General features: G+C 66.2%; 11 protein-coding genes. 5 read left to right on the plus strand and 6 right to left on the minus strand.

The genetic code is table 11. From position 1 onward, the window contains the following. The first annotated feature begins 125 nt into the window (after nt 1–125). Nucleotides 126–728, plus strand: a complete 603-nt coding sequence (locus ACCD06_RS11145) for an NYN domain-containing protein (RefSeq protein ID WP_085090687.1) — start codon at nt 126–128, stop codon at nt 726–728. Nucleotides 729–814: 86 nt separating this feature from the next. On the opposite strand, the gene pdxA is transcribed toward ACCD06_RS11145, so the two are convergent. From pdxA to lptG, 3 genes are all read right to left on the minus strand, one after another. After that, a complete protein-coding gene (gene pdxA / locus ACCD06_RS11150; protein ID WP_413340659.1) occupies nt 815–1,843 on the minus strand; it encodes a 4-hydroxythreonine-4-phosphate dehydrogenase PdxA in 1,029 nt (342 codons plus the stop codon). Next, complete coding sequence (locus tag ACCD06_RS11155) at nt 1,840–3,300, minus strand: peptidylprolyl isomerase (protein ID WP_413340661.1); 1,461 nt, start codon at nt 3,298–3,300, stop codon at nt 1,840–1,842. The genes pdxA and ACCD06_RS11155 overlap by 4 nt, the downstream gene beginning before the upstream one ends. A 172-nt stretch (nt 3,301–3,472) precedes the next feature. Continuing rightward, a complete protein-coding gene (gene lptG / locus ACCD06_RS11160) occupies nt 3,473–4,567 on the minus strand; it encodes an LPS export ABC transporter permease LptG (protein WP_109073123.1) in 1,095 nt (364 codons plus the stop codon). Nucleotides 4,568–4,847: 280 nt separating this feature from the next. Here lptG and ACCD06_RS11165 point away from each other — a divergent pair, with 280 nt between their 5' ends. Together ACCD06_RS11165 and guaA are read left to right on the plus strand one after the other, a co-directional pair. After that, nucleotides 4,848–5,426 carry an N-acetyltransferase family protein gene (locus ACCD06_RS11165; protein ID WP_413340663.1) on the plus strand — a complete coding sequence of 193 codons (579 nt, stop codon included), beginning with the start codon at nt 4,848–4,850 and terminating at the stop codon, nt 5,424–5,426. A gap of 36 nt (nt 5,427–5,462) precedes the next feature. Further along, on the plus strand, nt 5,463–7,031 hold the full coding sequence (gene guaA, locus ACCD06_RS11170) for a glutamine-hydrolyzing GMP synthase (RefSeq protein ID WP_413340665.1): 1,569 nt from the start codon (nt 5,463–5,465) through the stop codon (nt 7,029–7,031). Nucleotides 7,032–7,309: 278 nt separating this feature from the next. Here guaA and ACCD06_RS11175 read toward each other — a convergent pair whose 3' ends face one another. Together ACCD06_RS11175 and ACCD06_RS11180 are read right to left on the minus strand one after the other, a co-directional pair. Beyond that, nucleotides 7,310–8,068 (minus strand): hypothetical protein, encoded by a 759-nt coding sequence (locus tag ACCD06_RS11175; protein ID WP_136704134.1) that lies wholly within the window; start codon nt 8,066–8,068, stop codon nt 7,310–7,312. A 477-nt stretch (nt 8,069–8,545) separates the two neighbouring features. Beyond that, entirely contained in the window at nt 8,546–9,604 is a 1,059-nt protein-coding gene (locus tag ACCD06_RS11180; RefSeq protein ID WP_413340668.1) for a transglycosylase SLT domain-containing protein, read from the minus strand. A gap of 374 nt (nt 9,605–9,978) precedes the next feature. Here ACCD06_RS11180 and ACCD06_RS11185 point away from each other — a divergent pair, with 374 nt between their 5' ends. Both ACCD06_RS11185 and ACCD06_RS11190 read left to right on the plus strand, forming a co-directional pair. Further along, nucleotides 9,979–11,196 carry an efflux RND transporter periplasmic adaptor subunit gene (locus ACCD06_RS11185; protein WP_413340670.1) on the plus strand — a complete coding sequence of 406 codons (1,218 nt, stop codon included), beginning with the start codon at nt 9,979–9,981 and terminating at the stop codon, nt 11,194–11,196. A 15-nt stretch (nt 11,197–11,211) separates the two neighbouring features. Beyond that, entirely contained in the window at nt 11,212–14,337 is a 3,126-nt protein-coding gene (locus ACCD06_RS11190; protein ID WP_413340672.1) for an efflux RND transporter permease subunit, read from the plus strand. 178 nt (nt 14,338–14,515) lie between these two features. Here the strand turns inward: ACCD06_RS11190 and ACCD06_RS11195 are convergent, their stop codons facing one another. Next, nucleotides 14,516–15,598, minus strand: a complete 1,083-nt coding sequence (locus tag ACCD06_RS11195; RefSeq protein WP_413340674.1) for a patatin-like phospholipase family protein — start codon at nt 15,596–15,598, stop codon at nt 14,516–14,518. Nucleotides 15,599–15,623: the final 25 nt, after the last annotated feature.

Below are 15,623 nucleotides of genomic sequence, written 5' to 3' on the forward strand. Positions count from 1 at the left end.
AATACACTAGATTTCAAAATTGGAACGCGGGTCTTTCCGCGTAATCCATGCATTTTTTCACAAGCAACGATGGAAGGATCCTGGCATTGGACCGCAATTCGACTTTGCCGCGTGATGTCAGCAAGTTGTTTTACAAGGAAGAGCGTCTCGCTCTGTTCATAGACGGCGCCAACCTCTACGCCGCAGCGCGTTCGTTGGGCTTCGACATTGATTACAAAAGGTTGCGTGACGGGTTCGCCGGGGAAGGCCGGCTGGTTCGCGCCTTCTACTACACCGCGCTGGTCGAAGACCAGGAATACTCCCCGATTCGTCCGCTGGTCGACTGGCTCGACTACAACGGCTATACCATGGTCACCAAGCCGACCAAGGAATTCACCGACGCATCGGGCCGGCGCAAGATCAAGGGCAATATGGACATCGAGCTGGCCATCGACGTGATGGAGATGGCCGACCATGTCGATCACATCCTGCTCTTCTCCGGCGACGGCGACTTCCGCCGGCTGGTGGAGGCGGTACAACGCAAGGGCGTGCGCTTCAGCGTCGTCAGCACCGTCCGCTCGCAGCCGCCGATGGTCGCCGACGAACTGCGCCGTCAGGCCGACAACTTCATCGAACTCCAGGAACTGGCGCCCTTCATCGCCCGCACCCACCATCACCGCGAGCAGGCGCCGTCCCACCATGACCAACAGGGTGGGCCGACGATGTACGATCCCGACGACCGGGGCTGATCGCACCGGAAGACCGTCCATGAAAAAAGGAGCGCACGAGCGCTCCTTTTTCATTCGTGGCAGTGATTTGTTGGGTAGTGCCGCGTTTAAGAAGCGCTCACCCGCCGCCGGTTCCGCGCCATGCGATCGGCCGTTTTCAGCGCCGCGATCAGGCTGGTCGCGTTGGCGGCGCCCGTGCCGGCGATGTCCAGCGCGGTCCCGTGATCGGGCGAAGTGCGGACGAAGGGCAGCCCCAGCGTGATGTTCACGCCGCCGTCGAAATCCACCGTCTTCACCGGGATCAGCGCCTGATCGTGGTACATGCACAACGCGGCGTCATAGCCGCGGCGGGCGGCGGCGTGGAACATGGTGTCGGGCGGGCGCGGGCCGGAAACGTCGATGCCGTCGGCGCGCAGGATGGCGATCGCCGGCTCGATGATGTCGATCTCTTCGCGGCCCATCGCCCCACCCTCCCCCGCATGGGGATTGAGCCCGGCGACGGCCAGCCTCGGCCGCTCGATGCCGAAGTCACGCGCCAGTGAAGCCGCGGTGACGCGGCCGGCATGAACGATGGCCTCTGTGGTCAGCAGGGTCACCGCGTCACGCACCGAGACATGGATGGTGACCGGCACCACGCGCAGATCGGCTGCCGCCAGCATCATGATCGGCTCGTCGGCCAGTCCGGCCAGATGCGCCAGGTATTCGGTGTGGCCGGGATGACGGAAGCCGGCGGCGTAGAGCGAGGATTTTTGGATCGGGTTGGTGACCACGGCCGCCGCTTGGCCTCCCTGCACCAGGGCGACCGCCCGGTCGATGCTGGCGATCACCGCCGCACCATTGGCAGGGTCAGGTTTTCCGGCGATGACAGCGGTACCGAGCCCCACCGGCAGAACCGGCAGCGCACTGTCGAACAGCGCCACAGCCTCGTCCGGCGACGATACCGCCTGGACCGGAACCGCCAGCCCGAGCTTCGCGGCGAGCGCCGCCAGCCGCGCAGGGTCGTCGAGAACGACGAAGGGCGGCAAGCCGGCCTCATGCCGGGCCGCCCAGGCCTTCAGCGTGATGTCCCCGCCGATGCCGGCCGGCTCTCCCATGGTGAGAGCCAGCGGCAGCTTGTCCGGCGGGGCGGCGGTCACAGGCGCGTCTCGATGAAGGCGGTGCGGCGCAGGTCGCGGAGATAACGGCGCGACAGCAGTTCCGCCCGCTCGGCGATCAGCTCGCGCTCGATCTCGTCGCGGCCGGGCAGCTTGGCCTCCTTGATCGGAGTCGGCGCCGCCGGCGGCGGCGGAGCCGGCTGCGCCTGCGGCGGCGGCTGGATCATCGGCATGTCGCGCTTGCAGACGATCAGGATCACCGCGGCGGCCGGGCTCATCAGCACCGGGCTGGCCTGCCCCAGCGGGATTCCCAGCGCAAGGTTCTGCAGGCCCGGCGCCATGTCCTTGACCCGCATGGTGCCCATGTCGCCCGATTCCGGCATGCCGGTTTCCTTGGCGCGGGCCTGGAAGTCGGAGCAGCTCTTGATCGACTTGCGCAGCTTCTCGGCCTGTTCCTTGACGGCCTTGGCCTGCTCCTTGGATTCGATCGGGATGATGATCTGCTTCATGTTGACGGTGGCCTTGGCCATGTCGGGCCGCGCCTGCGGACGGGGCGCCGGCGGCTGGGCGACCGGCATCGGAACTTCGCCGCCGCTGCTGCCGAAGGGCCGCTGGCCGCGCACCAGCAGGATATGATAGCCGGTGGCTGTACGAATCGGCGCCGATAGCTGCCCGCCCCGCATCCCGGCCAGCGCCTTGTCGACCTCGGGCGACAGTTCGCCGCTGCGCACCCAGCCAAGATCGCCGCCCGACGCCGCGCCGGCCGACTGCGAGAACTGGCGGGCCAGCGCGGCGAAGTTGCCGCCGCGCTTCACCTCTTCGACCAGACGTTCGGCATTGCGGCGCACCTCGTCGTCCTGGTCGGGGCTGTCCACCGCCAAGAAGATCTCGGCGACCAGATATTCCGGCTTGCCGATATTGGCCTTCAACCGCTCCATTGCCGCGTCGATTTCATCCTCGCCGACAACGACCTCCTGACGGATGCGGCGCTGCATCACCTTCTGCCAGCCAAGCAGCGCGCGAATCTGATCCTTCAGGGTGGAGACCGGGACATTCTGCCGCTTCAGGGTTTCCTGAAGCTGCTGGCCATTCATCCGGTTCTGCTCGGCGATGCGCTTGATGGCGTCCTCGATCTCGGAGGCGGACACCGTGATGCCGAGGCGCTTGGCCTCCTGCATCTGCAGGCGCTCGTCGATCAGCAGGCGCATCACCTGCGGGGTCAGGCGCTTGATCGTCTCCGGATTGCCGGCGGCACCGGCGTTCAGCAGAGCCATGCGGATGCGAGCGTTGACGTCCGAAACCGAGACGACCTCGTCATTCACCACGGCGGCGATGCCTTCCGACCCCGGAGCCCGCGCCACCTGCGTGCCCTGGTCGGTCGGCCGGGGGGCCGCAGCGCCGGCGGCCGCCTTGACGGACTGCGCCGCGGCGGGCAGGGCCAGAAGCGCGCAGGCGGTCGCCACGGCGACGGTGGTCCGGACGGCTCGCAAACTCGACATGCTGCTCAAGCTCCAAAAACGGGTCGCCCGTTATTACGGTGGGGCCGGTGCCCCATGCAAACGGAATCGGACCTTGCCATTCAGTGCGAAACCAACTGGGCGGAATTATGACCGAAGGGGATAACCGGTCGCTTTGCGGCGAATGGCCCCACCCCCATCCGGTCATTTTCCGTCAGCCGTCCTCCAGGTGAAGAAGGGCCGCGGTTCCCAGCAGCAGGCTGATGCCGGCGGGACTCCAGGCCGCCATCACGATGGGGATCGTCTCCGACATGCCGAAGGTGCGGACCACGTCGGTCATCACAAACAGGACGAATCCGGTCAGCACGCCGCCGGTGACCATCGCCATCGTCCCGCCGCGCCTTGGCAGCCGCAGCGAGAATGCGGCGGCAAACAGCACCATCGCCAGGAACAGGAAGGGCTGGGCCAGCAGCGACTGGTAATGCAGCCGGTGCCGCACAGCGGGGAAGCCCGTGGTCTCCAGCGTGTGGATGAAGCGCGGCAGCTCCCAGAAGGAGATCGTCTCCGGCGGGGCGAAGCTCTCCTCGATGGTGGCCATGTCCAGCTCGGTCGGGATCGTGTAGCTGTCGAGCTTCTCCGGATCCTTCTTGGCCCGGTTCAGAACGGCATCCTGCAGTTCCCACTTGCGGTCCTTCAGTTCGGCGCTGGGCGCGTCGACGCGGCCGAGATAGTTCTGATCGGCATCGAACAGGAAGACGATGACATTCGACAGCTCGAAGGTCACCGGATTGACCAGCTCCGAATGGATGAAGAACTGTTCCTTCTCGTTGGTCTGGCGCAGCCACAGGCCGGAGCGCGAGATGTTCAGCGTGCTCGACTGCAGTTTCAGATAGCGGTCCTGCAACTGCTCGTACTTGGCGATGAACACGGCGCCGACCGGATTGATCAGCGTCACCTTCACCACGCCGATGGCGGCGGCGGCGAACATCACCGGCATCAGGAATTGCCAGGCCGAAACGCCGACGGCGCGGGCGACCACCAGTTCGGCGCTGCGCGTCAGCCGCCAGAAGGTGAACATGCCCGCGAACAGGATGACGAAGGGGAAGATCTGCTGCCCGATCTCCGGCAGCTTCAGCAGCGCCATTTCCACCACCAGCCCGAAGGTCACATGTGGTTTGGTGCCGGCGCGGCGCAGCAGCTCCACCGTGTCCAGCAGCAGCACGATGGCGAGCAGGATCACCATCAGCAAGCAGAACCAGACGATGAACTGCCGCCCGATGTAACGGGAAAGCGTAGGCGAGGAATACATGCGGTGTCCGGTCTCCGGAGCCCCGCCCGGCGCGCCGCCATGGCGCTTGAGGCGGACTGGCGCGGCCCCGCCCGATTGGATCGGTGCGGGCCCCCGCCGGAACAGTCCCGGCTGTTTACCCCTGTTGCGGCGCGATGACAACCGGGCCGGGGGCAGGCCTCCCTCCCGCCAATCGCGCGGCCCTATCGTTGGTGACGCATTCCTGCCTCCTTTTCCGGCTGGACTTCCTGCATCCGCACCCCAAACTGTTGGTATAGAGGCTGCACGGGAGGGTCGGTCGATGACGGACACCACGGTCGCAATCCGCCAGGCGCGCGCGTCGGATGCCGACGGCATGGCCCGCGTCCATGTGCAGAGCTGGCGGTCGACCTATCCCGGCCTGATCCCGGCGCAGTTCCTGGTCAACCTGTCCGAACCGGCCGCCGCCCAGCGCTGGGCAGCCATCGCCGAGACGCGCGGCCCCGGCCAGGGCGCCTTCGTCGCCGTCGATGTCGCCGGCGGGATCGCCGCCCCCGGCACCATCGTCGGCATCGCCTCCTTCGGCACGCGGCGGGTAGCGGTGCAGGGCCACGCGGGTGAGTTCCACGCGCTCTATCTGCTTGACGATGCAAAGGGTTACGGCATCGGCCGGCGGCTGATGGCGGCGATGGCCGACCGTTTCCTGGCGGCCGGCGTCCGGTCGGCCGCGGTGTGGTGCCTGCGCGACAACCCGTCGCGCTGGTTCTACGAACGGTTGGGCGGGATCAAGGTGGCGGAGCGGCCGATCCGCTTCGCCAGCAGCGATCTGGTGGAGATCGCCTATGGCTGGCGCGACCTGACGCCGCTTGCACGCTTGTCGGCGGGGCCGGAGGTGCGGTAGTGAGGGGCCTTGAGTCCCCCGCATCAGGATTCGTCGATGTCCAGCGCCGCTTCCCTTTCCGCCGAACGCGTCCTCATTCTCGATTTCGGGTCGCAGGTCACCCAGCTCATCGCCCGCCGTGTGCGCGAGAGCGGGGTCTATTGCGAAATCCATCCCTTCGGCATGAGCGACGAGCGTATCCGCGAGTATGACCCGAAGGCCATCATCCTGTCCGGCAGCCCGGCCTCCGTCACCGAGGCGAACGGCCCGCGCGCGCCGCAGGCGGTGTTCGACCTGAAGGTCCCGGTGCTCGGCATCTGCTATGGCCAGCAGACGATGTGCCAGCAGCTGGGCGGCAACGTCTCCGGCTCCGACCACCGCGAATTCGGCCGCGCCTTCATCGAGATCAAGGAGCCCTGCGCCCTGTTCGACGGGCTGTGGGAGGTCGGATCGAAGGAACAGGTGTGGATGAGCCACGGCGACCGTGTCACCGCCCTACCCGACGGCTTCCGCGCCGTGGCGGTCAGCGATGGCGCCCCCTTCGCCGCCATCGCCAATGACCAGCGCCGCATGTATGGCGTGCAGTTCCACCCGGAGGTGGTCCACACCCCGCACGGCGCCCAGTTGCTGGCGAACTTCGTCCACCGCGTCGCCGGCATCAAGGGCGACTGGACCATGGCCGCGTTCAAGCAGCAGGCCATCGAGAAGATCCGCGCCCAGGTCGGCAAGGGCAAGGTGATCTGCGGCCTGTCCGGCGGCGTCGATTCGTCGGTCGCGGCCGTGCTGATCCACGAGGCCATCGGCGATCAACTGACCTGCATCTTCGTCGACACCGGCCTGATGCGCGCCGGCGAGTCGGAAGAGGTCGTGCGGCTGTTCCGCGACCACTACAACATCCCGCTGGTTCACCGCGAGGCATCGGACCTGTTCCTGGGCAAGCTGGCCGGCATCACCGACCCGGAGCAGAAGCGCAAGATCATCGGCGGCCTGTTCATCGACGTCTTCGACGAGGAGAGCGCCAAGGTCGGCGGTGCGGAGTTCCTGGCCCAGGGCACCCTCTACCCCGACGTGATCGAGAGCGTGTCCTTCACCGGCGGTCCGTCGGTCACCATCAAGTCTCACCACAATGTCGGCGGCCTGCCGGAGCGGATGAAGCTGAAGCTGGTCGAGCCGCTGCGCGAGCTGTTCAAGGACGAGGTGCGCGCTTTGGGCCGCGAACTCGGCCTGCCGCCGGCCTTCATCGGCCGCCACCCCTTCCCCGGCCCGGGCCTCGCCATCCGCGTCCCCGGCGAGATCACGCCGGAGAAGCTGGAGATCCTGCGCAAGGCCGACACGATCTATCTGGAGGAAATCCGCAACGCCGGCCTCTACGACGCGATCTGGCAGGCTTTCGCCGTTCTGCTGCCGGTCCGCACCGTCGGCGTGATGGGTGACGGCCGCACCTACGACCATGTGCTGGCTCTGCGCGCCGTGACCTCCACCGACGGCATGACCGCCGACTGGTACCCCTTCCCCCACGACTTCCTGGCGCGCGTGTCCAACCGCATCGTCAACGAAGTCCGCGGCGTCAACCGCGTCGTCTACGACATAACGTCGAAGCCGCCGGGGACCATCGAGTGGGAATGAGGCGAGTGGGAGGTTCTACAGTCGAAGGACAAAGGGGCGGGAAACCGCCCCTTTTCCTTTGTCCGTTCAGTGGCCACTCAATACAGCGATTCGACTGTCTGCATCTCAAGACCGTACCGTCCGCCGCGTGCATACTTACGAGGATAGGAAGGGACCGGCCCACTACGCGCATTGATCGTTCCAAACCTAGTCCGCCCATTCTCGCGGTCAGAATATCAGATCGCCGACGAGCACACTAAAGAGACACAAAGTTTAGAGCGCGTATGCACGAATACATACTAGGGAATTAATAAGGGGAAATCCCCAGATGCCAAATTTTCAGATATAGCAACATAGCGCTTTATTATTTCTCTTGTCAGGGTGAGCGCGCGAATTCGTTGGTCCCCATCTACCCAAACAACCTTCCCATGCCTAACCTCACCTGCCATATCTCGCAAAGTCTCTAGGCATTCAGGGGCTAATTTGAGTTGGTTTTCCAAGATAGCTATTGCAGTTTTCTTCTGCTTATCATTAAGGGACTCCACAGACTTCACATGCTGAATCAGAGATTCAGTGGCTCTGTAACAGAAAAATCCAGTATCTCCCGGATATCGCACGGCGCTTCGAAAGTCCGCCAAGGCTCGCCCCACATATGGATTTTGCGAAGCCGCAGATATGATACCGAAGAGGTCTAAATTCATCATCTCATCATTCTTTATCCCAATAGTCGTTTCGCTCGGTCCAAATACAATTGTTTCCCCTGACTGCGTATCTGTCAGAGAAACTATGTCGACGACATAACCAACCACAGCCTCCAGGCAAGCTGCGTCTGTAACTTGCTGTATAAAGTCACCTAAAACATTTTTTGCTGTGAACGGATTCAGAATCTTAGTTTCTGACACAAGAATGCATGTAATTTGATTTTTATAGATTGTTAGACGAATATCACCATGAATACCCGCCTCGGGATGGCGGAATTTAACACCAAATGGCGTGCCAAGTTCCAACATCGCGCGCTCTGGTGTTACGACGCCAGATAACACATAAGTGTATGTCATAGCTAATCTCCACATTAACTAGGAAACTACGTATATCAGATATGACGAATATGGTCAGAAATTTATAAGGGACTTAGTAAAGGGTCAGCAGATCGCCCCCTGCCACTCAGAACAGCGACTCGACCGTCTGCGTCCTGGGACTGCGCCGTTTGCCTCGGATTGGCTTGGGGCTGGATGGCAGCATCCCCTCTCTTTGGGCGCAGAGGTCGTGCCAGACATGACCCGGCCGCTCCGGCGTCCAATACATGGGCTCGCCAAGCAGCACCTCTTCACCGCAACAGCTGCAGGGGAGATATGGGCTGGATGTGTGTTCGGACCGGTCCATCTCACCGTTATGCCAGTGGTGAGGCGATCCGTAAGTGATACGGATCAAATCAGACCGCAAGGGCGCAAAAAAATCGCTCAGCTGACGCTGAGAGGACAGAGGCCGGCCCTGCTTTCCCGCAACGGGGAAAAGCGGCCGGCCACCTTCTTGCCCTACCGTGCGTCGGCCAGCGCGACGCAGGCGCGGTCGCGGCCGGCGAGGCTGCCGCAGCCGTCGGCGCGTTGGGAGACGAAGCGCATGACCACACGCTCGCCCTTGCCGACCGACTGCGGGGGAAGCAGCGCTTCGGCGACTTGCGTGGTGAATTGCGGGCTGACCCGATGCGTGGTCGGCGGCGCCGAGTCGAGACTGGCGACCTGGACCGGCTTGGCGGCGGGCAGCACGGGTGCGGGCAGTGATGCAACTGCCACGGGTGCCGGGGCCGGATCGGCGAGTTTCGGCTCGGCCGGATGCGGTTCCATCCGGCGCGGCTCGACCGCACGCGATTCGGGGGCGCGGGAGTCCGGCGCGGCGGAGGCGACGACGACCGGCGCCGGCTCGGACCGCTGCGGGGTGGCGGTCGGCCTGCCGCCTTGCGGCTTCGGCGCGTCGTCCGGCACCACCGCGACCTCGATGGCCGAGGCGCCGGCGGCCTGCGACGGCTCGCGCGGCGCCGCGCCGCGCAGAACCGGGGTCAGGGCCGCCAGATACATCTTCGTCTCGCGCGGCAGCCGCTGCTTGCCGGCCAGATGCTGGGCATAGCAGGCGGGGCCGCAATTGTAGGCGGCCAGGAAACCGGGAGCGCCGAACAGGTCGTACATCTCGCGCAGATACGCGGTGCCGGCCATGATGTTGTCGCGCGGGTTCGACGGGTCGGGACCGAGACCGTACTGTGTCCGCATCAGCTCATAGGTGCCGGGCATCACCTGCATCAGCCCGATTGCCCCGGCGGAGCTGGTCAGCACCTTGCCGCTGTTGGTGGTCGCACGGCCATTGCTCTCGCGCATCATCACCGCGCGGATCCATTTCTCCGGCATGTCGTATTTCTGGGAAGCCTCGCGGATCAGCGGGACCCAGCGCGACAGCGGATCGTTCGGGTCCGGGACATAGGCGGCTTCGACCGGCGGGGCCGTTTGCACCTGCGGCGCTTCGGAGGCGCAGCCGGCCAGACCGAGGGCGAGGCACAGCATTGCACCGGCGGCGTTGATCGTCGCGAGGTTTCGTATGACCACGAGTGAATTTCCGTGCTGTTGGCGCGGGCGGGACAAGAGTTGGATCGCTTTTCAATGTATAGGCCACGCCTGTCAAGCGACATCACGGCCGTTTGTCGAATCCTGTCCCGAAGATGCCTCAAAGTTGCCCGATTTATCCCTTGTAACGAAGTCGACAATTAGGATTTTTGGCAAATGCTGGTATGCCAATCTTCGCTGCCCATCTGGATAGGACCATCACGTGCTCCCATCCTGTCATAAGGCGCGACAATGAGAACCTTGACGGAACATCCGCGCCACCCCTAATGGAGGGCACCGACCACGCCCTCAACCGACGCCGCCTTGACCGCAAGCCTTGTTGATCGCCTTGGGCCGGCCGAATTGGATCGACGATCATGACCGCCCCGCAACGGACCTTCACACCGGCTCCCCAGCCTTTGCAGCCCCAGCGGTCTCCGCCGCAGGGCGATGCCCCGCCCCCGCCCCGTCCGCGGCGGCGGTTCGGCCGGCTGTTGCTGGTCCTTCTGGTCGTGCTCGCGGCCGGCGGCGGGGTTGCCCTGTGGCGTGCAAGCAGCCCGGCGGCGCTTCCCCCTGCTCCGTCTGTCCCGGCGGCGGAACGGCCGGTGGAGCTGACGGCGTTGGAAGTGACGGCCGTCGCGCCGCGCGCGCTGACGGAAACCGTGCGCCTCAGTGGTTCCGTTTCCCCCATGGAGCAGTCGGCGGTGAAGGCCGAAGTGGCCGCGAGGCTGGCCGAGGTGCTGGTGCGCGAGGGGCAGGCGGTCCGCCGCGGCGATGTGCTGGCCCGCTTCGACACGGTCGAGCTGACCGCCCGCCTGAACGAGAAGCAGGCCAATCTGGAGGGCGCCCGCGCCCAGATGGTGCTGGCCGAAAAGACGTTGTCCAAGAACCGCACGCTGAACCGCAGCAACATCGTTTCCGACACCAGCCTGGATCAGGCCGAAAGCAGCTTCGGCTTCCAGCGCGCGCAGGTCGATGCCCTGGCCGCCCAGGTGGAACTGGCGCGCAAGGCCCTGCGCGACGCGGTGGTGGTCAGCCCCATCGACGGCATGGTCGCCACCCGCTCCGTCAATCCGGGGGAAAATCTGGCGGTGAACGCCGCCATGTTCACCATCGTCGACCTGTCACGGGTGGAGGTCGAGGCGACCGTCCCGGCGGAGCAGGTGGCGCGGCTCGCCGTCGGCCAAGCCGCGACCCTGCGGGTGGAAGGCTTCGGCGAGCGGGAGTTCGCCGGCCGCGTAGCCCGCATCAACCCCATGGCGCGGGCGGGGTCGCGCGCTATCCCCGTCTATGTGACGATCGACAACAAGGACGGCGCGTTGCGCGGGGGCATGTTCGCCAGCGGCGAGGTTCTGGTGGCGCAGGCATCGGGCGCCATCGCGGTGCCGCCGGTCGCCGTCCGCCATGACGAGCGAGGCGACTTCGTTCTGGTCATCGCCGATGGCCGCACCGAGCGCCGGCCCGTCACGCGCGTGGGATCGTGGGCGCGCGGCGATCTGGTGCAGGTGGAGGGGCTGGCACCGGGCGACCGCGTGGTCACCGGCAACCTGCCCGGCCTGACCGCCGGCCGGCCCGTCACGATTGCCGGCACCTGATCGGGAGCAGCCGCCATGCCGATCACCCGCATCAGCGTCGACAACCCGGTCTTCGCCACCATGATGATGGTGGCGTTGATGGTGCTCGGCCTCTTCTCCTACAACCGGCTGGGCGTCGACCTGTTTCCCGATGTCGATTTCCCGGTGGTGGTGGTCAGCACCAGCTATCCCGGCGCCAGCCCGGAGACGGTGGAGACCGACATCACCCGCCAGGTCGAGGATGCGATCAACACCATCGCCGGCATCAAGACGCTGACCTCGCGCTCCTACGAGGGCCAGTCGGTGGTGATCGCGGAGTTCGACCTGAAGACCTCCTCGGTCCAGGCGTTGCAGGACGTGCGCGAAAAGGTCTCGGCCATCCGCGCGACCTTCCGGGACGAGGTGAAGGATCCGCAGATCACCCGCTTCAACCCGGATGACCAGCCGATCCTGTCCATCGCCGTCACGTCGGACCTGCGGTCCTTGCGCGACCTCACCACGCTGACCGACCAGATCATCCTGAAGCGGTTGCAGAATGTCCGCGGCGTCGGCAAGGCGACCATCGCCGGCGGGGTGAAGCGCCAGATCCTGGTCCGCCTGAAGCCGGAAAAGCTGGAGGCGCTGAACGTCGGCGTCGACGAGGTGATCGCCACCGTCACCGGTGAGAACCAGGACGTTCCCGCTGGCACCGTCACCGGCCAGGGGCGGGAGCGCGTGGTGCAGGTGGAGGGGCGCGTCCGCAATCCGCGCGACCTGCTGGACCTGATCGTCGCCCGCCGCGGCAACAGCCCGGTGCGGCTGGGTCAGGTCGCCGAGGTGGTCGACGGGCAGGAGGAGCAGGACTCCGCCGCCCTGCTGAACGGCAACCCGGCGCTGGCCGTCGATGTGGTCAAGGTCCAGGGCGCCAACACGGTGGAGGTCGCGCGCGGCCTGCAGGCGGCGATCGGGGATCTGCGGACCAACGGCTCCCTGCCGCCGGACGTGACGCTGGCGGTGGTGCGTGACAGCTCCCGCGGCATCACCAACTCGCTCAGCAACGTGCAGAAGACGCTGGTCGAGGGCGGCATCCTGACCATCCTGATCGTCATGGTCTTCCTGGGGTCCTGGCGCAGCACGGTCATCACCGCCCTGACCCTGCCGGTCGCCGTGCTCGGCACCTTCGGCATGCTGGCGGCGATGGGCTTCACGCTGAACATGATGACGCTGATGGCGCTGTCGCTCGCCATCGGCATCCTGATCGACGACGCCATCGTGGTGCGCGAGAACATCATGCGCCACCTCGCCCGCGGCCAGGGCCACCGGCAGGCGGCGCTCGACGGCACGGCGGAGATCGGGCTGGCGGTTCTGGCGACCACGCTCACCATCGTCGCGGTGTTCCTGCCGGTCGCCTTCATGGGCGGCATCATCGGCCGCTTCTTCCTGCAATTCGGCATCACCGTCTCGGCGGCGGTGCTGATCTCCCTGTTCGTCTCCTTCACGCTCGACCCCATGCTGTCGAGCGTGTGGTACGACCCGGCGGCGCACGGCAAACACGGCCGCTCCATCTTCGGCCGCTTCGCGGCAGCGTTCGAGCGCGGCTTCACCGCCGTCTCGCACGGCTATGGCCGGCTGCTGCGCTGGGGTTTGCGCTGGCGCTGGGTGGTGATGATCGCGGCACTGGCGATCTTCTTCGGCAGCTTCCTGCTGGTCCCGCGCATCGGCGTGGAGTTCGTCCCCGCCGCCGACCTGGGCGAGCAGATCGTCGAGGTGGAAACCCCCGTCGGCTCATCGCTCGCCGCGACCACCGCCAAGACCAAACAGGTCGAGGCGGCGATCCGCGAGTTCCCGGAAATCGCCTACACCTACAGCACCGTCAACACCGGCGTGTCGATCGGCCACAACCGCGGCAGCATCTATCTGCGCTATGTCCCCATCGACCAGCGCAAGCGCTCGCCGAACGACCTCGCCCCGCTGCTGCGCCAACGGCTGTCGGCGATCCCCGGCGTCACCATGGGCATCGCCATCCCCGGCGTCGGCGGCGTGCAGAAGCAGATCCAGGTGTCGGTGCAGGGCCGCGACATCGCCGAATTGGATCGGCTGTCGCAGAAGGTCATCGGCGCCATGCGCGCCATCCCCGGCTTCGTGGATGTCGACAGCACGCTGAAGGCGGCCAAGCCGACGCTCGCCGTCCGGCTGGAGCGCGACCTTGCCAGCGACCTCGGCATCAGCACCACCAAGGTGGCCGACACGCTGCGCCCGCTGTTCGCCGGCGACACGGTGTCGAGTTGGAAGGCGCCGGACGGCGAGAGCTACGACGTGCTGGTCCGCCTGCCGGAGGCCGACCGTGCCGGCCGCGCCGATCTCGACCGCATCTATCTGTCGGGTGGGAGAGACGTCGCCGACACGCCGCGCATGATCCCGCTGTCCCAGGTGGCGGAGGTGACGACGACGCTCGGCGCCTCGCAGATCAACCGGCGCGATCTGCAGCGCGAGGTGAATGTCCAGGCCAACGTCCAGGGCCGCGCCGCCGGCGACGCCGGACGCGAATTGCAGGCGGCCTTGGCGAAGATCGAACTGCCGCCCGGCTACCGCATCGTCTTCGGCGGATCGACCAAGGACATCGCGGAGACCAGCGGCTATGCGGCGCAGGCGCTGGCGCTCGCCGTCATCCTGATCTACCTGATCCTGGCCTCGCAGTTCGGCAGCTTCCTGCAACCGCTCGCCATCATGGCCTCGCTGCCGCTGTCGCTGGTCGGCGTGTTCCTGGGCCTGCTGGTGGCGGGATCGACGCTGAACATCTTCAGCGCCATCGGCTTCATCATGCTGATGGGTCTGGTGACCAAGAACGCCATCCTGCTGGTCGATTTCGCCAACCAGGCGCGCAAACGCGGCGCCAGCCTGCACGATGCACTGGTGGAGGCCGGGATCATCCGCCTGCGCCCCATCGTGATGACCACCGCGGCGATGATCTTCGGCATGATCCCGCTGGCGCTCGGCATCGGCGAGGGCGCGCAGCAGCGGGCGCCGATGGCCCATGCGGTGATCGGCGGCCTCTTGTCCTCCACCATCCTGACGCTGCTGGTGGTGCCGGTGGCGCTAACCTATCTGGATGGGCTGTCGCGCCGGATGAAGCGCTGGTTCGCCCACACCGATCCGGACGCCCAGCAGCACCCGGCGGAGTGAGCGTCACGCGACGCGCTCCTTTCAACTCCTTGATAGGCCGTTATTCCCGCGAAGGCGGTAATCCAGCCGCCTCAGCAACTGAACCGCGAAGTTTTCTGGTTCCCCGCCTTCGCGGGGATGACGGCCGGGAAGGCGCCTGTCAAACGTCAGCCCAACATCGCGTCAGCCCAACATCGCGTCAGGCCAGCGCCGGTGACCGGGCAGTACCTTCCACGCCGACCGCTTGCAGGTTCTCCTCCACCCAGCGTCCAGCCGCCTCGCGCCCGGCGTCGCGCAGCCAGTTGAGGAAGCTCCAGTCGGTCATCAGCTTCGAATAGAGCCCCAAATCCTGCAAATGCTCGTCGGCACCGATCAGGTGCAGGCGCGGAGCGTCGGGACGGGCGGACAGGCAGCGCATCTCCTGCAGCAGGGCGGCGTTGAAGGTGATCTGGTTCAGCCGGGCGGCGATGCCGGCCGGGTCCTCCGGCGTGGTGGCGCAGGTGAAGGGGTTGATCGCCACCACCATCAGGTCGGCGCCGGGACAGGCCTCCGCCAGCGGCGACAGCGGTGGGTTGGCGAGATAGCCGCCGTCCCAATAATCCTCCCCGTCGATCCGCACCGCGCGGAACAGGTGCGGCAGGCAGGCGGAGGCCAGCAGATGGTCGACCTGGACCTCCGTTTCGTCGAACAGCCGCAGGGCGCCGCTTCGCACATTGGTGGCGCTGACGAACAGCCGCAGCCCGCTCCGCCGGATCAGGTCAGGCTCCACCATCTCGGTCAGCAAGCCGCGCAGCGGGTGGAAATCGGCCGCCTGCGTCTGATAGGGGGTGACCCAGCGCCGCGCCCAGTCGACCAGATGGGTCCCCGGCGCGTGATCGACGTTCCAGCGGCCGAGCAGCCGGTCGGTCACGCTCGGCCGGATCGGCCCCAGCCGCCCGGCGGCGCTCACCCGCTCCCAGAAATTCGCCAGTTCGGCCCGGGCGCCGTCGCGACCGCCCCTTGCCCAGCCCTGCACCAGCATCGCCGCGTTCATCGCACCGGCGCTGGCGCCACTGACGCCGACCAGCCGGATGTCCTCCTCCAGCAACCGGTCGAGCACGCCCCAGGTGAAGGCGCCATGCGCGCCGCCGCCCTGCAACGCCAGCGCCAGCGTCGGCTTGGGCCGCGGCAGGGCCAGCATCGGCCCCGGCCCCGACAATTCCAGCGGTTCCGCCGGCAGAGCGCGCGGCGCCGGCTTCGTCCGGCCGCGCATGCGGTTCCACAGCCTTCGGATCATGGTCATGTCCGGCACGTCTCCAACTACTAAT

The sequence above is a fragment of the Azospirillum sp. CT11-132 genome (assembly GCF_047302835.1).
In the GTDB taxonomy this organism is placed as follows: domain Bacteria; phylum Pseudomonadota; class Alphaproteobacteria; order Azospirillales; family Azospirillaceae; genus Azospirillum.